This window comes from Streptomyces longhuiensis, from assembly GCF_020616555.1.
Taxonomy (GTDB): Bacteria; Actinomycetota; Actinomycetes; order Streptomycetales; family Streptomycetaceae; genus Streptomyces; species Streptomyces longhuiensis.
Genome location: NZ_CP085173.1, coordinates 4,107,472 through 4,129,269, shown reverse-complemented (window position 1 = coordinate 4,129,269; position 21,798 = coordinate 4,107,472). Strand labels below are relative to the sequence as shown.

At 71.3% G+C, this 21,798-nt stretch carries 17 protein-coding genes and 1 other RNA gene; 17 read left to right on the top strand and 1 reads right to left on the bottom strand.

Annotated elements, in window-relative coordinates:
• The first annotated feature begins 21 nt into the window (after positions 1–21).
• The 6 genes from ftsX to dacB all read left to right on the top strand — a co-directional run bounded on the left by ftsX (position 22) and on the right by dacB (position 6,032).
• Entirely contained in the window at positions 22–939 is a 918-nt protein-coding gene (gene ftsX / locus LGI35_RS19235) for a permease-like cell division protein FtsX (RefSeq protein WP_116512696.1), read from the top strand.
• 78 nt (positions 940–1,017) lie between these two features.
• Entirely contained in the window at positions 1,018–2,172 is a 1,155-nt protein-coding gene (locus tag LGI35_RS19230) for a S41 family peptidase (protein ID WP_227295052.1), read from the top strand.
• A 30-nt stretch (positions 2,173–2,202) separates the two neighbouring features.
• Positions 2,203–2,745: an SsrA-binding protein SmpB gene (gene smpB, locus LGI35_RS19225; protein WP_227295051.1), complete on the top strand. Its 543-nt coding sequence runs from the start codon at positions 2,203–2,205 to the stop codon at positions 2,743–2,745.
• A gap of 123 nt (positions 2,746–2,868) precedes the next feature.
• Positions 2,869–3,238: a transfer-messenger RNA gene (gene ssrA / locus LGI35_RS19220) on the top strand.
• Positions 3,239–3,374: 136 nt separating this feature from the next.
• The gene (locus LGI35_RS19215; RefSeq protein WP_227295050.1) at positions 3,375–4,367 is read left to right on the top strand and encodes an extracellular catalytic domain type 1 short-chain-length polyhydroxyalkanoate depolymerase; all 993 of its coding nucleotides are present in this window, start codon (positions 3,375–3,377) and stop codon (positions 4,365–4,367) included.
• 45 nt (positions 4,368–4,412) lie between these two features.
• The gene (gene dacB / locus LGI35_RS19210; protein WP_227295049.1) at positions 4,413–6,032 is read left to right on the top strand and encodes a D-alanyl-D-alanine carboxypeptidase/D-alanyl-D-alanine endopeptidase; all 1,620 of its coding nucleotides are present in this window, start codon (positions 4,413–4,415) and stop codon (positions 6,030–6,032) included.
• 13 nt (positions 6,033–6,045) lie between these two features.
• Here the strand turns inward: dacB and LGI35_RS19205 are convergent, their stop codons facing one another.
• Positions 6,046–7,302 carry an MFS transporter gene (locus tag LGI35_RS19205; protein WP_227295048.1) on the bottom strand — a complete coding sequence of 419 codons (1,257 nt, stop codon included), beginning with the start codon at positions 7,300–7,302 and terminating at the stop codon, positions 6,046–6,048.
• Positions 7,303–7,385: 83 nt separating this feature from the next.
• On the opposite strand from LGI35_RS19205, the gene LGI35_RS19200 reads away from it, so the two are divergent.
• From LGI35_RS19200 to LGI35_RS19150, 11 genes are all read left to right on the top strand, one after another.
• A complete protein-coding gene (locus LGI35_RS19200) occupies positions 7,386–8,399 on the top strand; it encodes a LysR family transcriptional regulator (RefSeq protein WP_227295047.1) in 1,014 nt (337 codons plus the stop codon).
• Positions 8,400–8,613: 214 nt separating this feature from the next.
• Positions 8,614–9,306 carry a hypothetical protein gene (locus LGI35_RS19195; RefSeq protein ID WP_227295046.1) on the top strand — a complete coding sequence of 231 codons (693 nt, stop codon included), beginning with the start codon at positions 8,614–8,616 and terminating at the stop codon, positions 9,304–9,306.
• Positions 9,307–11,481 (top strand): bifunctional polysaccharide deacetylase/glycosyltransferase family 2 protein, encoded by a 2,175-nt coding sequence (locus LGI35_RS19190; protein WP_227295045.1) that lies wholly within the window; start codon positions 9,307–9,309, stop codon positions 11,479–11,481.
• Complete coding sequence (locus tag LGI35_RS19185) at positions 11,478–12,773, top strand: acyltransferase family protein (protein WP_227295044.1); 1,296 nt, start codon at positions 11,478–11,480, stop codon at positions 12,771–12,773. The genes LGI35_RS19190 and LGI35_RS19185 overlap by 4 nt, the downstream gene beginning before the upstream one ends.
• A gap of 83 nt (positions 12,774–12,856) precedes the next feature.
• Positions 12,857–13,819, top strand: coding sequence for a hypothetical protein (locus LGI35_RS19180; RefSeq protein WP_227295043.1), 963 nt, complete (start codon positions 12,857–12,859; stop codon positions 13,817–13,819).
• 146 nt (positions 13,820–13,965) lie between these two features.
• On the top strand, positions 13,966–15,318 hold the full coding sequence (locus tag LGI35_RS19175; RefSeq protein WP_227295042.1) for a nitrate/nitrite transporter: 1,353 nt from the start codon (positions 13,966–13,968) through the stop codon (positions 15,316–15,318).
• Positions 15,319–15,415: 97 nt separating this feature from the next.
• Positions 15,416–16,576 (top strand): uroporphyrinogen-III synthase, encoded by a 1,161-nt coding sequence (locus tag LGI35_RS19170; RefSeq protein ID WP_227295041.1) that lies wholly within the window; start codon positions 15,416–15,418, stop codon positions 16,574–16,576.
• 307 nt (positions 16,577–16,883) lie between these two features.
• A complete protein-coding gene (locus LGI35_RS19165; RefSeq protein ID WP_227295040.1) occupies positions 16,884–17,471 on the top strand; it encodes a CGNR zinc finger domain-containing protein in 588 nt (195 codons plus the stop codon).
• A 146-nt stretch (positions 17,472–17,617) separates the two neighbouring features.
• Positions 17,618–18,193, top strand: coding sequence for a sigma-70 family RNA polymerase sigma factor (locus tag LGI35_RS19160; RefSeq protein ID WP_227295039.1), 576 nt, complete (start codon positions 17,618–17,620; stop codon positions 18,191–18,193).
• Positions 18,190–18,990 (top strand): anti-sigma factor family protein, encoded by an 801-nt coding sequence (locus tag LGI35_RS19155; protein ID WP_227295038.1) that lies wholly within the window; start codon positions 18,190–18,192, stop codon positions 18,988–18,990. The genes LGI35_RS19160 and LGI35_RS19155 overlap by 4 nt, the downstream gene beginning before the upstream one ends.
• Positions 18,991–19,071: 81 nt before the next feature.
• Entirely contained in the window at positions 19,072–21,465 is a 2,394-nt protein-coding gene (locus LGI35_RS19150; RefSeq protein ID WP_227295037.1) for a HelD family protein, read from the top strand.
• Positions 21,466–21,798 lie beyond the last annotated feature (333 nt).

Here is a 21,798-nt window from a genome sequence, read left to right as displayed (position 1 = left end):
AGAAAGGCCTGAGCAGACGCCATGCGCGCCCAATTCGTCCTGTCGGAGATCGGCGTCGGTCTCCGCCGAAATCTCACGATGACCTTCGCGGTCATCGTCTCGGTCGCCCTCTCGCTCGCCCTGTTCGGCGGCTCGCTGCTCATGCGTGACCAGGTGAGCACGATGAAGGGCTACTGGTACGACAAGGTCAACGTCTCGATCTTCCTGTGCAACAAGGGCGACGCCGAGTCGGACCCGAAGTGCGCCAAGGGAGCCGTCACCGCCGAGCAGAAGCAGCAGATCCTCTCCGACCTGCACAAGATGCCGGTCGTCGACAAGGTCTCCTACGAGTCGGCGGACCAGGCGTACAAGCACTACAAGGAGCAGTTCGGCGACTCCCCGCTGGCCAGCTCACTGACGCCGGACCAGCTCCAGGAGTCGTACCGGATCAAGCTCAAGGACCCGGAGAAGTACCAGGTCGTCGCGACCGCCTTCGACGGGCGTGACGGGGTGCAGTCCGTGCAGGACCAGAAGGGCATCCTGGACAACCTCTTCGGACTCCTCAACGGCATGAACTGGGCGGCGCTCGCCGTGATGGCGCTGATGCTCGTCGTCGCGCTGATGCTGATCGTCAACACGGTGCGTGTCTCGGCGTTCAGCCGCCGCAGAGAGACCGGCATCATGCGCCTGGTCGGCGCGTCCAGCTTCTACATCCAGATGCCGTTCATCATGGAGGCCGCCGTCGCCGGAGTCATCGGCGGTGTGGTCGCCTGCGGAATGCTCCTCGTGGGCCGCTACTTCATGATCGACCACGGTCTGGCGCTCTCCGAGAAGCTGAATCTGATCAACTTCATCGGCTGGGACGCGGTCCTGACCAAGCTGCCGCTCGTCCTCGCGATCGGCCTGCTGATGCCCGCGATTGCCGCGTTCTTCGCGTTGCGCAAGTATCTGAAGGTGTGACAAGACTCCCCGGAGTTGCAGGGCGCCGTGCGGTTCAACGAGCCGTACGGCGCTTCGCGTTGTCCTAGACTCACCGTCATGTCGGGCCCCGAGCTGTTCTCCCGGCCCCGCCGCTTCGGCCGCGGGGCGGCCCTGACATTGGTCTTCGCGAGCGTCCTCGCGACCGGCGTCGCGACGGGTTCGTGGAGCGCGGAGGGCAGCAAGTCCGATGAACGCCCGGCCGGTTCGGCCACCGGCGGCGCACACGAGGACGTGCGGGACGCGGCCGCCGAGGCGATGGCCGACGGCAAGTCCCCCACGCAGGCTGCCGAAGAGGCCGTCAGCCGCAGCGGCGACCGCTGGGGCGCGGTCTACTCGCAGGGCGAGTACAGGGAGTTCGAGCAGGAACTCGACGGCCAGTACACGGGCGTCGGCCTCTGGGCCAGGCGTACCGCCGACGGCCGGATCGAGGTCTCCAAGGTCGGTTCCGGTTCCCCCGCGGCGCAGGCGGGCGTGCGCCCCGGCGACCGGCTCCGCACCGTCGACGGCCGGCCCGTCACCGGCCACCCCGTCACCGAGGTCGTCTCCCTGCTGCGCGGCGAGCACGCGGGGACGGCGGTCCGGCTCGGCCTGTCGCGCGGCACGCGCGTGTGGACCGAGACCCTGCGCCGGGCGAACCTCGCCACCGAGTCCGTCACCGTCTCCCGCCTCCCCGGCGGCACCGTCCTGATCAAGGTCGCCGCCTTCACCAAGGGCTCGGGTGATCGCGTACGGTCCGCCGTGCGCGACGCCCCCCAGGGCGACGGCGTCCTCCTCGACCTGCGCGGCAACTCGGGCGGCCTGGTCACGGAGGCGGTCACCGCGGCGTCGGCGTTCTTCGACGGCGGGCTCGTGGCGACGTACGACGTACGAGGACGCCAGCGCGCCCTGCACGCCGAGCGCGGCGGCGACACCTCCAGACCGGTGGTCGCGCTCGTCGACAGCGGCACGATGAGTGCGGCCGAGCTGCTCACCGGAGCCCTCCAGGACCGCGGCCGTGCGGTCGTCGTGGGCTCGAAGACCTTCGGCAAGGGCTCGGTCCAGATGCCGAGCCGGCTTCCCGACGGCTCCGTGGCCGAGCTGACCGTCGGCCACTACCGCACCCCCACCGGCCGCGGCGTCGACGGCCGGGGCATCACCCCCGACCTCGAGGCCGAGGACGGCGCCCGGCAGCGGGCCGAGACAGTATTGAGTGGCCTCGGGGACCCCTCGTAGTGCGAAAATGGCCGCACTATGTCTAAGGGAATGTTCGTACCGAAGGAATCACAGCCCAAGCAGGGCGCGTCCGGGAAGTCCGGCAAGGACAAGGACGGCAAGCGCAAGATCGTCGCGCAGAACAAGAAGGCCCGGCACGACTACGCCATCGTCGACACGTACGAGGCGGGCATCGTCCTGACCGGCACCGAGGTGAAGTCGCTGCGGCAGGGCCGTGCCTCGCTGGTCGACGGCTTCGTCCAGATCGACGGGAACGAGGCGTGGCTGCACAACGCCCACATCCCCGAGTACAGCCAGGGCACCTGGACCAACCACTCCGTGCGCCGCAAGCGCAAGCTGCTCCTGCACCGCGAGGAGATCGACAAGCTGGAGTCGAAGTCCCAGGAGACGGGTCACACGATCGTGCCCCTGGCCATCTACTTCAAGGACGGCCGCGCGAAGGCGGAGATCGCGCTCGCCAAGGGCAAGAAGGAGTACGACAAGCGGCAGACGCTGCGTGAGCAGCAGGACCGGCGCGATTCCGACCGCGCGATCGCGGCGGCCAAGCGGCGGCAGCGGGCGCGGGAGCGCTGACGCCGGACTCCAGTCCGCAGGCACGGCCCGGTCCGCCGGGAATTGGCTGGCCCCGTCGGCCGTTGGTCACGTACGATGGGTCATGTCCCGCTGGTGACGGGACGCATTTTGAAAAATCAACATGGGGATGATCGGTTTCGACAGCGGCTGTCGAAGCAGGGGAAGCGTGTCGAGGAAGCGGCAATGATCTCGTTAACCATATGTCGCAACCTATAATCGCCAACACCAAGCGCGATTCCTTCGCCCTCGCTGCCTAAGTAGCGACTTGCGAAGTGTCAGCCCGGGGGTGATCCCGACCCGGATCCTGGCATCATCAAGGGATCTAAACTTCTAAGCCCGGTCACGGGGCCTAGAAGGAAATCAAACAGTGACTGAGCCCGTCGGAGACTTGTTCGCGTGATCTCCGGGGCTGAGAAAATCGAAGCGAACTGCACACGGAGAAGCCCTGATTCTGCACCGTTGGACGCGGGTTCGATTCCCGCCATCTCCACAATTCCCATGTGAGACGAAGGCCCGGCTGCCCTGCAGCCGGGCCTTCGTCGTGCCGTCGTGTGCCACAGGCGCGCGAGGAGCCTTGTGTGGCCCGGCTCCATATCAGGGGTCACGGGCCGCCTCTACGGTCCCTCCCCATGACACCGACCAGAGCCGCAACACCCCCACGTCTCGCGTTCGTGGCCCTCCTGGCCGCCCTCCTGTCCGTCTTCCTGCCCGTACCCCGCGCCGACGCCGCCGCCACTGCGGCGATCCAGGAAGTCACCGGCTTCGGGACCAACCCCGGCGCCCTCAGGATGTACCGCTACGTGCCCGACGGGCTGCCGGCCGGGAGGCCCGTCGTCGTCGCCCTGCACGGGTGCACGCAGAACGCCTCCGGCTATGGCACCGGCAGTGGCTGGACCGAGCTCGCCGACCGGTGGGGCTTCTCCGTCGTGCTGCCGCAGCAGCAGCCCGGGAACAACGCGTCCGCCTGCTTCAACTGGTTCCAGGCCGGCGACGTCGAACGCGGCCAGGGCGAGGCCGCCTCCGTCGCGCAGATGGTCGACCGCCAGCTCGCCGACGCCTCGGGCGACCCCGCGAAGGTCTACGTCACCGGGCTGAGCGCCGGCGGCGGCATGACCTCCGTGATGATGGCCGCGTACCCCGAGAAGTTCGCCGCCGGAGGCGTCGTCGCCGGGCTGCCCTACGGGTGCGCGGCCGCCGCCGGGTCGCCGTACGTGTGCATGTACGTGGGTGCCACGCAGACCGCGCAGCAGTGGGGCGACCGGGTGCGGGCCGCGCGGCCCGGGTATGCCGGGCCCTGGCCGCGGCTGACCGTCTTCCAGGGCAGCGCCGACTACACGGTGAAGCCCGTGAACATGACCGACCTGATGAAGCAGTGGACCGATGTCCAGGGTGCCGACCAGGTCGCCGACGTGAGCGACGGCGTCGCCGGGTATCCGCACCAGGTCTTCCGCCGGGCCGACGGAAGCGCCGCCGTGGAGACGTACAGCATCACGGGGATGGGGCACGGGCAGCCCGTCGATCCCGGGAGCGGGGCCGCGCAGTGCGGGACCGCGGGCGCCTACATCCTCGATGTGAACCTGTGCGCGGCCTACACGATGGGCCACTCCTGGGGGCTCGGCTGACGCACCTCTGTCCCCGGACGCCGTGATCGGGGATGCTCCTGAGGCATGAGTAGACCCGACGGACCTGTGAGACGACTCCTCAATCCCCTTGCACGTCAACGGCGTTACCTCGTCTGGCCCGCCCTCGTCGCGCTCGCGGCGGGCCTGACCTGGGGCTCACCTGCCGGTGCCGACGGCGACAGCACCGGCCTCCCCGAGGCCATCGACACCATCCTGGGCGACCCGTCCATGGAGGGCGGCGCGGCGAGCGTCGTCGTCGCCGACGCCAAGAGCGGCGACATCATCTACCAGCACAACCCCACCGGACGCCTGATGCCCGCGTCCAACACCAAGCTCCTCACCTCCACGGCCGCGACGGAACTCCTCGGCACCGGCTACCGGTTCACCACCGACGTGCTCGGCGACGGGCGGCGGCGGGGGAGCGTCCTCGACGGCGATCTGTATCTGCGCGGCACCGGCGACCCGACCGCCCTCGCCAAGGACTACGACGAACTCGCCGCCGAGGTCGCCGCGTCGGGCGTGAAGTCGGTCAGCGGTCGCCTCGTCGCCGACGACACCGCGTTCGACAGTCAGCGCCTCGGCCGCTCGTGGGCCGCCGACGACGAGTCCTCGTACTACTCGGCGCAGATCTCCGCCCTGAGCGTCGCGCCCGACACCGACTACGACACCGGAACGGTCATCGTCGAGGCCTCGCCGGGCGCGAAGGCCGGGGACAAGCCGAAGATCACCGTCACACCGAGAACGCACTACGTCGACATCGACGTACGGGCCACGACCGTCGCGGCCGGCGGTGACGACAGCCTCACCGTCGAGCGGCAGCACGGCACGAACACCGTCACCGTCAGCGGCACCGTTCCCGTCGGCGGGGGGACCACCAAGGAGTGGGTCACCATCTGGGAACCCACCGGATACGCGGCCTCCGTCTTCCGCGACGCGCTCGCCGCGCACGGCGTGAAGGTGTCGGGCGGCACGAAGCTCGGGCGTGCCACCCCGAAGGGCGCCGTGCGCCTCGCCACGCACGACTCCATGCCCCTGAAGGACCTGCTGATCCCCTTCATGAAGCTGAGCAACAACATGCACGCCGAGATCCTCACCAAGGCCATGGGCGCGAAGGCGACCGGCCACGCGGGGAACTGGGACGACGGGCTCGCGGCGATCAGCGGCTATCTGAAGGGCATCGGCGTCGACACCGGGCGGCTGCGCCAGGCCGACGGGTCCGGGCTCTCCCGGATGGACAACATCCCGGCGGGCCAGATCGCGAAGCTGCTGCTCGCGGTGCGCGCCGAGCCATGGTTCGGCGACTGGTACAAGTCGCTGCCGGTGGCCTGCGACCCGGACCGGTTCGTCGGCGGGACGCTGCGCTCGCGGATGTGCGGGACACCGGCAGCGCTCAATGCCCGCGGCAAGACCGGCTCCCTGACCGGCGCGTCCGCGCTCTCCGGCTATGTCAAGGACGCCGGGGGACGTGAACTCGTCTACAGCGTCGTCCAGAACAACTACCTGGTCGGCTCCGTGAAGCCCCTCGAGGACGCGATCGTGGTGACGCTCGCGAAGTCCGACGCGGACGCGGCGGTGGCGGTGAAGCCGCGCTCGCTGCGCTCCGTGCCGGTTTCCGAACGCAAGGGCGACCTGGAGTGCTCGTGGCGCAAGCCGGCGGTGTGCTGACGGCCGCGGGTGACTACGTACGGTCGCGTGCGTCGCCGCGTACGTAACCGATGAGCGCGAGTACGAGCGCGCACGCCGACGCGGCGGCCGGGACCGTGTAGCCCGCGGTGGGGCCGAGGCGCTCCACCGCGGAGCCGCCCGCCGCCGCGCCGCAGGCGATGCCCCCGAGCAGGCCGGTCACGGCGAGGGTCATGCCCTCGTTCAGCTGGCCCTCGGGGGTGCGGGCCTGGACCAGCGTCATGCCCGTGACCATCGTCGGGGCCGTCGCCATACCGGCGACAAGGAGAGCCCCGGCGACCACAAGGAGGGAGCCGGTGAGCGCCGCGAGCAGGGGGAGGGCCAGCAGGACGGTCATCGCCGCGACGCACCACGGGTGGCGCCGAGCCGCGGGACCGGCGGGCCGCACGGCCCCGTAGACCAGGCCCGCCACGCAGGAACCTGCCGCCTGGAGTGCGAGGACCGCGCCGGCCGCCGCCTTGTGGCCCCCCTCGTCCGCGAACGCGATCGTGACCACCTCCATCGAGCCGAACACGGCGCCGGTGGCGAGGAACGACGCGAGGAGAACGGGCATCCCGCGCGCGCGGAGGGGCGATTTCGTGGCCGTGCGCCCATGGGTGGGCGGTTCCGTGGCCCGCTGCGCGGCGAAGACCAGGACACCGGTGATCAGCAGGACCGCCCCGATCAGGGTTCCGGCCTCCGGGAAGAGCGACCCGCACAGGAAGGCGGCGAGTACCGGGCCGAGCATGTAGCACAGCTCGTCCGCCGCCTGTTCGAAGGAGTTCGCGGTGTGCAGGGCGGCCGGGTCGCCCTTGAGGAGATGGGCCCAGCGGGCGCGTGACATGCCGCCCGTGTTGGGCGTCGTGGCCGTCGCCGCGTAGGCCGCGAAGAGCGTCCAGTCGGGCGCTCCGTAGTGCACGCACAGGAGCAGGGCGAGCGATCCGCAGACCGCGACCGCCGTGGCCGGTACGGCGATCCTGGCCTGTCCGTACCGGTCCACGAGGCGTGCCGTCCACGGGGCGACGACCGCGGTCGCGGCCATCCCGGTCGCGGTGACGGCCCCGGCGAGCGCGTACGAGCCGCGCGCCCCGGCGATCATGATGACGGCGCTGACGCTGAACATGCCCATGGGGAGCCGGGCGAGGAGGTTCCCGAGCGTGAAGGCGAGCGCGCCGGGCGTGGACAGGAGCCGGACGTACGGGGAGCGGCCGGGCTGTGGCCGGTGGGTGGAGGTCGGGGGAGCGGTGACGGGCTCGGATATCGCGTCGGGCATGTGATCAGCGTCGCCGTGGGCCGGGCGCCCGGTCCAACACCTTCTCCGTACCGATTCACGCGCCCGCGTTGTAAGTTCGCCGGATGTCCCACCAGCCAGCCGCGCCCGGCACGTCCGCCCCCGCCCACCTGGAGCCGCGGCTGCTGCGGGCGTTCCTCGCCGTCGCCGAGGAGCTGCACTTCACGCGCGCCGCCGCCCGTCTCTACGTCGCGCAGCAGGCCCTCAGCAGGGACATCCGCAGGCTCGAACGGGAGCTCGGCGCCGAGCTGTTCGCGCGGAGCACCCGCCAGGTCGCCCTGACCGCGGACGGGGCGCGGCTGCTGCCGTACGCGCGGCGGGTCCTCGACGCGCAGGACGAACTGCTCGCCGCCTTCACGCGCCGCCCGGCCGCAGGGGTGGTGCGGCCGCTGCTCGTCGATGTGAACAGCCCCGGCCTCGTCTTCGAGCGCATCCTGGAGCGGGCCCGCGAGTTCGCCCCCCAGTGCGAACTGATGGCCCGCTACGAGAGCGGTCTGACCGGCGCCGCCGCGGAGATGACCGCGGGCCGCCTGGACGCGTCGTTCGGGCGGTACGCGGGGCTCGATCCGGCGGTGCGGGCGCGCCTTTCGCAGCAGCCCGTGAGGTACGAGCCGATGACGGTGGTCCTGCCGGACGGCCATCCCCTCGCCGCCCTGGACGCCGTGCCGCTCGCGCGGCTCGCGGGCGAGGCGGTGTACGCGGGCGCGGGCAATCCCCGTACACCGGAGTGGACCGACCTGGCCGGGCGGCTCTTCGAGGGGCGCGGGATAGCGGTCGCGCCGCCCGCTCCCCTCGCCGTGGGCGTCGAGGAGTTCCGGCGGATCATGGCCAAAACGGGGACCCCGGTGCTCGCCGCGGGGGACTTTCCGGCCATGCCCGGCTCCGTCGTGAGACCCCTGACCGACCCCGTGCCCCTGTCGCCGGTGTCGCTGGTGTGGCCGACGGGGCTCGTGCACCCGGGGATCGACGCGCTCCGTGCGGCGGCGGCCACGCTCGCGGAGGAGAACGACTGGCTCCGTAAGCCCCCAGGCGCCTGGATTCCGGCCATAGATGCACTCATCATGATGAGTCAGGACTGAGGGTTGGACGCGGCTGTCACTCGCGTGCGCTACATTCGTCGTCCGAGCGCATTGTGATAAGGGGGGCGCTCGGATCGGGTGGGGGCCCGGTCCGAACGACGAGGGCTCGGTACGTCGCGCGCGCACCCAATGTTCATGTCCTTGGGGGGATGTGCGTACGGTGGAACATTGGCGAGAAAATGCCCGTTCCGGGCAAACTCACGATCCTAATGAAGTGACGGTCCAACTCGACGGCGCGGGCCGCCAGTTGGACGAGCTCATCGCTGCCCGGCGCGAGGGTGCGGCCGACAAGGAAGTCCCGGTCTTCGTGGACGACTCGGGACGGCGAAACCGCAGATACCGCCGCTTCGGCGCGATCGTCGGCATGATCTGCGCGGTCTACGCCGTGGTCATCGTGGCGACGCTGCTCTCCGGGAACTCGAGCGCTCCTTGGCTGCCCATCCAGGGCGAGGACCGCGACAAGCCCGCCGGCAAGGTGGACACGTCGCCGCTGCCCGCCGACCCGGCGGCCAGGCCGTCCTCCTCGACGGGCGCCACGGCCGGTCCCAGCGCTTCCGGCACGGGAGCGGCGTCCAGTGAGCCGGGCGCCGGCTCGTCGACCGGGCCGGACAGCAGCGCGAGCGCCAAGCCGGGCGACAAACCCGGCAAGTCGTCCGACCCGAAGCCGTCCGGCGGCCCCGGCAAGCCCGCCCCCGGCAACTCACCCGACCCGGGCCCCGGCCCCTCGGAGCAGCCCAGCTCACCCGACCCCGGCGAGCCGTCCCCCTCGGACAGCGGACCACCCGTCGAGCCGTCGGACTCCCCGGCCCAGGACGGCACCCAGACCGTCGCGGCGCCGCCCGTCGGCCCGAGTCAGAGTCCGGCCGGACCGTCAGCGGCCTCGTCCCCGGAAAGCGGCATCCTGTAAATGTCCTCCCGCAAACGCAGCAACCGCAGGGCGCCGCGTCGCCGCCTGCCGATGCGCTATCTGCTGCCGTCGCTGCTCCTTGTCGCCCTGCTCGCGATGCTCATGCTCCGCGGGTACGTGCACAGCGAGATCCTCGCCGACCACCGCATCCAGCCGCCCGCCGCCACCGATCACGTGCCCGAGAAGATCCTCGATGGCGGTCCCGTCATCGACACGCGCGGCGGGCGCGAGACCAGCATGAGCGTGCCCGAGCACCGGCTCGTCCTCACCTTCGACGACGGCCCCGACCCGGAGTGGACCCCGAAGGTCCTCGACGTCCTGAAGGAACACCACGCGCACGGCGTCTTCTTCGTCACCGGCACCATGGCCTCCCGCTACCCGGACCTGGTCAAACGCATGGTCGACGAGGGTCACGAGGTCGGCCTGCACACCTTCAACCACCCCGACCTCTCGTACCAGTCCAAGAGCCGCATCGACTGGGAACTCACCCAGAACCAGACGGCCCTGGCCGGTGCGGCCGGCATCCGCACCTCGCTGTTCCGGCCGCCGTACTCCTCGTTCGCCGACGCCATGGACGACAAGTCGTGGCCGGTCACCAAGTACATCGGCAGCCGCGGATACATCACCGTCGTCAACAACACCGACAGCGAGGACTGGAAGCGCCCCGGCGTCGACGAGATCATCCGCCGCGCCACGCCCCAGGGCGGCAAGGGCGCGATCGTCCTGATGCACGACTCCGGTGGCGACCGCTCGCAGACCGTCGCCGCCCTCGACCGCTTCCTGCCCCAGCTCCAGGGCCAGGGATACGACTTCGTCAACCTCACCGAGGCGCTCGGGGCACCCAGCGCCCACACGCCCGTGCACGGTCTCGAACTGGCCAAGGGCAAGGCGTGGATCTACGCCGTCGAGGCCTCGGACAACGTGACGGACGTGCTCGTCGTCGGACTCGCGGTCATCGGCGTCCTCGTCTTCACCCGCTTCGGCCTGATGCTCCTCCTGTCCGGGGCGCACGCCCGGCGCGTGCGGCGCCGCGGATTCTCCTGGGGGCCGCCCGTCACCGAACCGGTGTCGGTCCTGGTCCCGGCGTTCAACGAGGCCAAGTGCATCGAGAACACGGTGCGTTCGCTCATGTCGAGCGAGCACCCCATCGAGATCATCGTCATCGACGACGGCTCGACGGACGGCACGGCCCGCATCGTCGAGAATCTGCGCCTGCCCGGCGTCCGGGTGGTCCGCCAGCACAACGCGGGCAAGCCGGCCGCGCTCAACAGGGGCCTGGCCAATGCCCGGTGCGACCTGATCGTGATGATGGACGGCGACACGGTCTTCGAGCCGTCCACCGTCCGCGAGCTGGTCCAGCCCTTCGGTGACCGCCGCGTCGGCGCGGTCGCGGGCAACGCGAAGGTCGGCAACAAGGACTCCCTGATCGGGGCCTGGCAGCACATCGAGTACGTGATGGGCTTCAACCTCGACCGCCGCATGTACGACATGCTGCGCTGCATGCCCACGATCCCCGGGGCCGTGGGCGCCTTCCGCCGCAGCGCGCTCGAGCCCATCGGCGGCATGAGCGACGACACGCTCGCCGAGGACACCGACGTCACCATGGCCCTGCACCGGGACGGCTGGCGCGTCGTCTACGCCGAGAGGGCCCGCGCCTGGACCGAGGCCCCGGAGTCGGTCCAGCAGCTCTGGTCCCAGCGCTACCGGTGGTCGTACGGCACGATGCAGGCGATCTGGAAGCACCGCCGCTCCGTGATCGAGTCGGGCCCCTCCGGCCGCTTCGGCCGCATCGGCCTGCCGTTCGTCGCCCTCTTCATGGTCCTCGCGCCGCTCCTGGCGCCCCTCATCGACGTCTTCCTGCTCTACGGCCTCGTGTTCGGCCCCACGGAGAAGACGATCGGCGCCTGGCTCGGCGTCCTCGCCATCCAGGCCGTCTGCGCGGCGTACGCCTTCCGGCTCGACCGCGAACGCATGACCCATCTCATCTCGCTCCCGCTCCAGCAGGTCCTCTACCGGCAGCTGATGTACGTCGTGCTGCTCCAGTCCTGGATCACCGCGCTCACCGGCGGCCGCCTGCGCTGGCAGAAGCTGCGGCGCACCGGAGCGGTGGAGGCGCCGGGGGCGGTTCCTCGCCAGCGTGCGTCGCACGACAACGATCGGAGGCCCGTCGCATGACGTATCCCACGCCCGCCACCGGCGGCCGGAGCGAGTTTCCGCAGACGCGCCCCCTGTCACAAGTGCCGTTCCCGCAGGTGCCGTTCACACCGGAGCCGACGCAGGTGCCCGCGCCCGCTCCGCCGGCCCCGCCCGCGCAGGCGGCCGCGCCCAAGAAGCCGGGCCGCGACCGCTATCTGGACCTGCTGCGCTCCATCGCGCTCGTCCGCGTCGTCGCCTACCACCTCTTCGGGTGGGCCTGGCTGACGGTCCTCTTCCCTTCCATGGGTGTGATGTTCGCGCTCGCCGGATCGCTGATGGCGCGCTCCCTGAGCCGGCCGGCGATCGGTGTGATCAGGGGCCGTATCCGCCGGCTCCTGCCGCCCATGTGGGCGTTCAGCGTGGTCGTCCTCGCCCTGCTCTTCCTGGGGGGCTGGAATCCCGGCAAGGACCCCGACAGCGGCGGGACCTGGGGCTGGATCGGCCTGTTCAACTACTTCGTGCCCGTCGGTGCGCCGTCGTTCCCCTGGCACCTCGGCGACAAGGCGGGCCTCCTGGAGGACACCTGGCCGTCGCAGGCCGCGGGCCCGCTCTGGTATCTGCGGGCCTACCTGTGGTTCGTCATCGCCTCGCCGCTGCTGCTCTGGGCGTTCCGCAAGGTGCCGTGGGCGACGCTGCTCGCGCCGCTCGCGCTGACGGCCGTCGTCGGTACGGGCATCGTCACCATCCCCGGCGAGACGGGGAACGCGGTCACCGACTTCGCGGTCTACGGCGGCTGCTGGGTCCTCGGCTTCGCCCACCACGAAGGCGTCCTCGCGAAGGTGCCGCGCTATCTCGCCGTGTCCTGCTCGGCGATCGTGATGGCGTTCGGACTGTGGTGGGCCTCGGGCCATCTCGGGCCGGACGGCTGGGACCTGAACGACATCCCGCTGGCGCAGGCGACCTGGTCCTTCGGGTTCGTCGTCATCCTGCTCCAGTACTCGCCGTCCTGGCAGGAGCTGCCGGGCCGGCTCGCCAAGTGGGACAAGCTCATCACGCTGTCCAACAACCGCGCGGTCACGATCTATCTCTGGCACAACATGCTGATCATGGCGACGGTGCCGATCATCGACCTCGCGTACAACCTGCCGTTCATGGAGGACGCGAGGTGGAGCGGCGCCCTCGACTCCACGTACATGCTCTGGATGTTCGTGCTGACCTGGCCGCTGATCGCCCTCGCGGTCCTCGGCACGGGCTGGATCGAGGACCTGGCCGCCAAGCGGCGCCCGCGGCTGTGGCCGAACGGCGTCAAGAAGCGGGCGCACAGCCGTTAGACGGGGTTGTGCGGTGAGCGGGGGTGGGGGAGGTTGGGCCGTGAGCGACCAGTGACCGCAGGACCACGAGGGGACCCGGATCGATGACACAGCCTCCCGGCCAGCCACCGCAGGACGGATCCGGGCACCACCCGGCGTACGGGCCGCCGCCCACCCCGCCGCAGGCGCCGTCCGGCGGCGGGCAGGACAACCCGTACGCCGGCGCGCCGACCCCGCCCCCGGGTCCGCCGCAGACACCGCAGACCCCGCCACCGGCCCCTCAGGGCCGGCCCGGCTACGGCGATCAGCCCGCTTACGGGGATCAGCCCGGCTATGGGGACCAGCCCGGATACGGCGATCAGTCCGGATACGGTGCCCAACCCCCCTACGGCCAGCCCCCGCAGGGGCAGCCGCAGGGCCAACCCCCTTACGGACAGCCCCCGTACGGCGGGCAGCCGCCCTATGGCGGAGGTGCCTATCCGCCGCCCCCGCCCTCGCAGGGCAGTGGTGGCAAGCGCCGGACGGCCCTCATCGTCGGGTCCGCGGTCGTCGCGCTCGTCGTGATCGTCGGTGGGATCTTCCTCGCCACGAACAGCGGCGGCGACGACGACAAGCCGAAGGCGAAGGACTCCGTGTCCGCGGAGCCCACCGTGTCGGACGAGCCCTCCGACGAGCCCACGACCGAGGACCCCGCGACGGAGGACCCCGTCGAGGAGCCGAGTGATCCCTCGGGGACGGTGGAGGAGCGGCCCGCCGGGTCCACCGGCTATCAGGGCCAGTGGCAGGACGAACAGGCCAGGACCCTCACGGTCGGCGACAAGGTCGCGTCCGGCACGGCCAAGGGCAAGTACAGCGTGTCCTACATCGACGCGGGCGGTAAGGGCATCTGCACCGGCATCGGGGAGAACCGCAGCGGCGGCGCGTTCCGGATAGCCGTCAAGTGCATGGGCAAGGACACCGGCGACGAGGTCTTCGGGGCGAACCTGACGCAGGCCGACGACGTGGTCACGCTGAAGTGGGACAAGGGCGGCTCGGCGAGCCTCAAGTGGGCGGGCACCACGACCTGACCCACGCCGGGGAGCGAAGCTCACCGCCGGGCCCCGCGCCCGGTGAGAGCAACGTTCCCCGCCGGTCACGGTGCGGCACAGCGCGGTAATCCCGCATCCCTACCTTCGGGGTCAGCAGCCGAGAACCGTGACCCTGGAGGCGTGTGATGGCAGCCCGGAGTTGGATCCAGAGGTGGGATCCGGAGGACGAGACGTTCTGGTCGCAGGAGGGCGGCGAGAAGGTCGCGCGGCGCAATCTCGCGTTCTCCATCCTGTCCGAGCACATCGGGTTCTCGATCTGGACCCTGTGGTCCGTGATGGTCCTGTTCATGGGGCCCGAGTACGGCATCGACCCGGCCGGCAAGTTCTTCCTGGTCTCGATGGCCACGCTGGTCGGGGCGGTCGCCCGCGTGCCGTACACCTTCGCCGTCGCCCGCTTCGGCGGCCGGAATTGGACGATCTTCGCGGCGAGCCTGCTCCTGATCCCGACGGTCGCCGCGTTCGCCGTGATGGAGCCGGGGACCTCGTACACGACGTTCATGGTGTGCGCGCTGCTCACCGGGGTGGGCGGCGGCAACTTCGCCTCGTCGATGACCAACATCAACTCCTTCTTCCCGCTGCGGAAGAAGGGCTGGGCGCTCGGCCTGAACGCGGGCGGCGGCAACATCGGCGTCCCCGTCGTGCAGCTCGCCGGGCTCGCCGTGATCGGCGCGAGCGGCGGACCGCGCGTACTGCTCGGGATCTACATCCCGCTCATCGCGGTGTCGGCGATCTGCGCCGCGCTGTTCATGGACAACCTCGCGACCGTGAAGAACGACACCGGCGCCGCCAAGGAGGCCGTGCGCGACCCGCACACATGGATCATGGCGTTCCTGTACGTCGGGACGTTCGGGTCGTTCATCGGCTACAGCTTCGCGTTCGGACTCGTCCTGCAGACACAGTTCGGCAGGACACCGCTGCAGGCCGCGTCGATCACGTTCATCGGGCCGCTGCTCGGTTCCCTGATCCGGCCCGTCGGCGGCCGGCTCGCCGACCGGTTCGGCGGCGCCCGCATCACGCTGTGGAACTTCGTCGGGATGGCCGCCGCCACCGCCGTCGTCGTCCTCGCGTCGACGCAGAAGTCGCTGCCGCTGTTCACCACGGCGTTCATCGCCCTGTTCGTGCTCACCGGTCTCGGCAACGGGTCGACGTACAAGATGATCCCCGGCATCTTCCAGGCCAAGGCCGCCGCCAGGGGGCTCGCGGGGGAGGAGGCCGCGGCGTACGGGCGGCGCCTGTCCGGGGCCTCGATGGGGCTGATCGGCGCGGTGGGCGCGCTCGGCGGGCTCGGCATCAACCTCGCCTTCCGCCAGTCCTTCCAGACCGCGGGCACCGGCACGGCCGCCTTCGTCGGGTTCCTCGTCTTCTACGCGGTGTGCTTCGCCCTCACCTGGGCCGTATACCTTCGCCGCCCGGCCGCCACGGAGGCTCCCGTCGAGGCCGCGGAGACGGAGTCCCGGCTCAGCTACGCCGAGGTGTGACGTAACACCGCTGACATCATGGGGAACCGAGCCCGTCACGGGATCTTGACAGGCTCGGTCGACCCCGGCAGAACCACCCGAGCGGGACGAGAGCCACATGTACGACGCACAGCAGGGCCCCCCGGCGGGGCAGCACGGCCCCCTCGCGGGCTTCACCGTGGGCGTGACCGCCGCGCGCCGCGCCGACGAACTCGGGGCGCTGCTCCAGCGGCGCGGCGCGGCCGTCCTGCACGCGCCCGCGCTGCGCATCGTCCCGCTCGCCGACGACAGCGAGCTCCTCGCGGCGACCAAGGACATCGTCGACCACGCGCCCGACGTCGTCGTCGCGACCACCGCCATCGGCTTCCGCGGCTGGATCGAGGCCGCCGACGGCTGGGGCCTGGGCGAGGCGCTCGTCGCCCGGCTGCGCGGCGTGGAGCTGCTCGCCCGCGGGCCCAAGGTCAAGGGCGCCGTCAGGGCCGCCGGGCTCACCGAGGAGTGGTCCCCGTCGTCCGAGTCGATGGCGGAGGTCCTCGAACGGCTCCTCGACGAGGGCGTCGACGGCCGCCGGGTCGCCGTCCAGCTGCACGGCGAGCCGCTGCCCGGCTTCGTCGAGGCGCTGCGCGAGGCGGGCGCCGACGTCGTGGGGGTGCCGGTGTACCGGTGGATGCCGCCGGAGGACATAGGGCCCCTCGACCGGCTGCTCGACGCGACCCTCGCCCGGGGTGTGGACGCGCTCACGTTCACCAGCGCGCCCGCCGCCGTGTCCCTGCTCTCCAGGGCCGAACTGCGCGGCCAGCTGCCGGAGTTGCTCGCCGCCCTGCACCATGACGTCCTGCCCGTCTGCGTCGGTCCCGTGACCGCGCTGCCCCTCCAGGCCCACGGCGTGGACACCGTGCAGCCCGAACGCTTCCGCCTCGGCCCGCTCGTCCAGGTCCTGTGCGCCGAACTCCCGGGCAGGGCCCGTACGTTGCCGGTCGCGGGTCATCGCGTGGAGATCCGCGGGCAGGCCGTCCTGGTCGACGGCGACCTGCGCCCGGTGCCGCCCGCCGGGATGTCGCTCCTGCGCTCGCTGTCGCGCCGGCCCGGCTGGGTGGTGCCGCGTGCCGAACTGCTGCGCGCGCTGCCCGGCGCGGGCAGCGACGAACACGCGGTGGAGACGGCGATGGCCAGGCTGCGCACGGCGCTCGGCACTCCCAAGCTGATCCAGACGGTGGTCAAGCGCGGCTACCGCCTGGCCCTGGACCCGGCGGCGGACTCCAAGTACGGGACGGAGTGAGTCGGTTCGTCGTGCGGTGAACGCTGCGCTCGTCCAGGTCCGCCGACCGGCCCGCGGCGGCGAAGTCCTCGTCGTCGTGGAGCACGACGAGGCCGTGGTGAGCCGTGGTGGCGCGGACGGGCCGTCGACCGTCGACAGGTCCTGGTGGCGGCCGCGCCGGGCGGGTCGGTCCTTCGCCGTTTCGATCCACGGCCAGGCGTTCTCGCGCAGCACGCTCGGCGTCCCGGGCCGGCCCGTCCGTGAACCCTTCGTGAGGGGCCCGGCACCAGGGGTTCCGGCGGTGCCTGGGTGCGGGCACTGTAGGGGCATGGCATCGCCATCGTCCTCGTCCTCGTACGAGCTGCGCTTCGACTCCGGGCGCAGTTCGCTGGATCTCCTGGCCACGGCGCATCCCGACGAACGGCTCGACTCGGTGGGGCGGCTGCGGACCTGGCTGGTCGGCTCGGGGCTCGTGCCCGCGGACACGCCGCTGCGCGGCGCCGACGCGTCCTGGCTCGCCGCCGTGCACGAACTGCGCGGCCACATCGGCCAGTTGGTGCGCGGCGAACTCGACGGCCGGCCCGCGTCCGCCGCCCTGGAGCGGGTCAACGCCCTCGCCCGCGCGGCGCCGCCCGCGCCTCGCGCGACCCGCCGCACCGACGGCACCCTCGCCAGGGACCTGCACGCCGACCCCGGCTGCCGCGAGCTGCTCGCGGCCGTCGCCCGCGACGCCGTGGAACTGCTGACGGACCCGGTCGCCCGCTCGTGTCTGCGCCGCTGCGAGGGAGACAGCTGCTCGATCATCTACCTCGACACGTCCCGGGGCCGGCGCCGCCGCTGGTGCTCCAGCGAGGTGTGCGGAAACCGGGAGCGGGTGGCGCGGCACCGCCGCAGGGCGGCGCTCGCCCGGGCCTGAAGATCCCCCGAAGACCTCTCCGAACCTCTTTTTGGCATGTCCCGGCAGATCGTTTGAACGCTTCGCGTCCCGCTTGCGTATTGGGGTGCGTCCAGCCGAGCGGCGACCCAGCCGGAACGCTCAACCAGGGGACAGCGGAGGTAGGCGTGCGCAAGGATTCCGCCGTGGCCGATGAACGCCCGCCGAGGGCACGACATCGCGCGCCGCAGCCTCCTGAGCCCGACGAGGAGCTGATGCGCGCGCTCTACCGCGAGCACGCGGGTCCGCTACTGGCCTATGTGCTCAGGCTGGTGGCGGGGGACCGGCAGCGCGCCGAAGATGTCGTGCAGGAGACGCTCATCCGTGCCTGGAAGAACGCCGGTCAGCTCAACCGAGCGACCGGTTCGGTACGCCCCTGGCTGGTGACGGTCGCCCGGCGCATCGTCATCGACGCTCACCGCAGTCGGCAGGCCCGGCCGCAGGAGGTCGATCCGTCGCCGCTGGAGGTCATCCCCGCGGAGGACGAGATCGACAAGGCGCTGTGGCTGATGACGCTTTCGGATGCGCTCGAGGACCTGACGCCTGCCCACCGTGAGGTGTTGGTGGAGACGTACTTCAAGGGGCGTACGGTCAACGAGGCGGCCGCGACACTCGGTATTCCCAGCGGAACGGTGCGCTCACGGGTGTTCTACGCGCTGCGTTCCATGAAGCTGGCGCTGGAGGAGCGGGGGGTGACGGCATGAGTGCCTCGTACGACGACTACGGACCGCATGGGTCCGGTGACGTTCACGAGACGGTCGGCGCCTACGTGCTCGGTGTCCTCGACGACGCGGAGGCGAGCGCCTTCGAGGCGCATCTGGCGGGCTGCGAGCTGTGCGCACGCCAGCTGGAGGAGTTCGCCGGCATGGAGCCCATGCTCGCCGCCCTCGCGGACATCCCCGAACCGCAGGGCACCCCCGCCAGAGAACGCCTCGGCGCGCAGCTCGGCGCCCGCCCGAGCGACCAGCTCGCCGGCCGGCTGTTCGACGAGGTGGCGCAGAGGCGGGCACGCAAGCGCCGCCGCGGGATGTACCTGGTGGCGGCCGCCGCCGCGCTGATCATCGGCGGTCCGCTGGCCGTGATCGCCGTGAACGACGGCGGGACGAACGACGTCGCCGTGGAGCCCCACCCCACCAGCCCCGCCGAGGACGCCTTCTTCAACCACATGGACGAGAAGGTCAGGGCGACGGACCCGAACACGAAGGTCACCGCCACCATCGGCATGGAGAAGAAGGCCTGGGGCACCCACACCGTCCTGGAGCTGAAGAACGTCAAGGGCCCGCTCACCTGCTCGCTGGTCGCGGTCGGCAAGAACGGCCAGCGTGAGACGGTCACCACCTGGGCCGTCCCGAAGTGGGGTTACGGCATTCCCAACAGCAAGCACGGGGCGTCGAAGTACCCCCTGTACGTGCACGGGGGCGCCGCGTTCGAGCGCAACGCCATCGACCACTTCGAGGTCGAGACGCTCGACGGCAAACGCCTCGTGGAGGTCGACGCGTAGCCCCGGCAGCCGGATGCGTAGCCTCCCGGGCCTCCCTTCGCGTACCTTTGACGGCTGCCCAGCACGTCAGAAGGGGGCCCGGTGGCCGCTCAGGCTCATCAGCAGACCGCGCTCGACCAGGACCGCGATTCCGTCCGGGACCGCGAGGTCGGTGTCGAACAGGAACACCTCGACCAGGTGTACCGCCGGCTCGAGGAAAAGATCCACGAGGCCGAGTTCCTGATGAACGACGCGGCCCAGCGGGGGCAGGTCGGCACGCCCGGCGCCCTCGCCGAGCGCGACGCCCAGGTGTTCCGCGCGGGGATCCACCTCAACCGCCTCAACAACGAGTTCGAGGACTTCCTCTTCGGCCGGATCGACCTGCTGCTCGGCAAGGACGGCAAGAAGGGCCCCGACGGCGCGTACACGGCCGTGGAGCCCGCCGAGGGGTCCGTGCGCGAGGACGCGGAGGGGAAGCGGAGCGCCGACATCGCCGAGACGCTCCACATCGGCCGGATCGGCGTCCTGGACGCCGACTACTCGCCCCTGGTCATCGACTGGCGCGCGCCGGCCGCCGCGCCCTTCTACCGCTCGACCCCGGTCGATCCGGGACGCGTCGTACGCCGCCGGGTCATCCGCTCCAAGGGCCGCAAGGTGCTCGGCGTCGAGGACGACCTGATGCGCCCCGAGCTGACCGCGTACCTCGACGGCGAGCAGCTGCCCGTCATCGGCGACGGCGCCCTGATGGCCGCCCTCGGCCAGGCCCGCAGCCACACCATGCGCGACATCGTGGCGTCCATCCAGGCCGAGCAGGACCTCGTGATCCGGGCCCCCGCCGCGTCGGTGACGTACGTGGAGGGCGGCCCCGGCACCGGCAAGACGGCCGTCGCCCTGCACCGCGCCGCGTACCTGCTCTACCAGGACCGCCGCCGGTACGCGGGCGGCATCCTGATCGTCTCCCCGACCCCGCTCCTCGTCGCCTACACCGAGGGCGTCCTGCCCTCGCTCGGCGAGGAGGGCCAGGTCGCGATCCGCGCGGTCGGCTCGCTGGTCGACGGCGCGGAGGCCACGGTCTACGACTCCCCGGCGGTCGCCCGCGTCAAGGGCTCCTCGCGGATGCTGCGCGTCCTGCGCAAGGCCGCGCGCGGAGCCCTGGAGATGGGGACCGTGACGGCGCCGCAGCCGAGGCAGGGCCAGCTGGCCTTCGGTGACGACGACTCCGACGGGGACGAGGCGCAGGCCCCCGCAGAGCAGCCCACGCGCCTGCGCGTCGTCGCCTTCGGCCGCCGCCTGGAGCTGGAGGCCGCCGACCTGGCGCGGATCCGCCAGAACGCGCTCAGCGGCACCGCTCCCGTCAACCTGCTGCGCCCGCGCGCCCGCAAACTCCTCCTGGACGCCCTGTGGTCGCAGTCCGGCGCGGGCACCCGCCACAGCGACCCGGAACTCGCCGCGGAGCTGCGCTCCTCGTTCGATGACGACATCACCTCCGAGGACGACTTCCTGCGCTTCCTCGACGCGTGGTGGCCCGAGCTGACCCCGCGCGGTGTTCTCGCCGCGATGGGCGACGAGCGCCGCCTCGGCCGCTGGGCCCGCCGGATCCTCAACCCCGGCGAGGTCCGCAAGGTCGCCCGCTCGCTGCGCCGCGAAGCCCTGTCGGTGCACGACGTGGCGCTCCTGGACGAGCTGAACGCGGTCCTCGGTACCCCCGTACGCCCGAGGAAGAAGCGCGAGTACGACCCTCTGGACCAGCTCACCGGTCTCGAGGAGCTGATGCCCTCGCGCGAGGAGACGCAGCGCGAGCGCGCCGAGCGCCTGGCCCAGGAGCGCACGGAGTACGCGCACGTCATCGTCGACGAGGCGCAGGACCTCACGCCCATGCAGTGGCGGATGGTCGGCCGCCGCGGCCGGCACGCGACGTGGACGGTGGTCGGCGACCCCGCCCAGTCGTCCTGGTCGGACCCGGACGAGGCGGCGGAGGCCCGTGACGAGGCCCTCGGCTCCCGTCCGCGCCGCCGCTTCACCCTCACCGTGAACTATCGCAACCCGGCCGAGATCGCCGAGCTCGCCGCCAAGGTCCTCGCGCTCGCCATGCCGGGCTCCGAGTCCCCGTCGGCGGTCCGCTCGACGGGGGTGCGCCCCCGGTTCGCGGTCGTACGGGACGGTCTCGGGCACACCGTCCGCGAGGAGGCGGCGCGCCTGCTCGACCAGGTCGACGGCACGGTCGGCGTCGTCGTCGCGATGAACAGGCGGGACGAGGCGGCGCGCTGGCTGTCCGGACTCGGCGACCGCGTGGTCGCGCTCGGCAGCCTGGAGGCCAAGGGCCTGGAGTACGACGCGACGGTCGTCGTGTCGCCCGCGGAGATCGCCGACGAGTCCCCGGCGGGCCTGCGCGTCCTGTACGTGGCGCTGACCCGCGCCACGCAGCAGCTCACGGTCGTCTCGGGCAGCCGCGACGAGCCGGACGCGGACGGGGTGCCGGACCTGCTGCGTGAATGAGTTCGAGGGATGGGAATTGCCTTACGGGGATCCTTTGTTACCTTGGACGTGGCACCGGCTCGATCCAAGCCCCCGGGCCCAACCTTCGTCGCTACGAGCGACCACTTGCCGCGAGGCGAGCATGGCGGGTCGGTGTCATCAACGTAAGTGAGAGGTCCACGTCAGCTGACGTGGACCTCTTTCTGTTTCCCGTCACTTCTCGTATGGTGGAAACAACTTTCCGAAAGCGCGCGACCGGGGTGCTGTCCGGGCAGTGAACAAAACGTTCGCAATCCGGGGCGGCTACCACGTACTCAGCGGTAGGTGCGACGATCGGACGGAAAAACAGCAGCA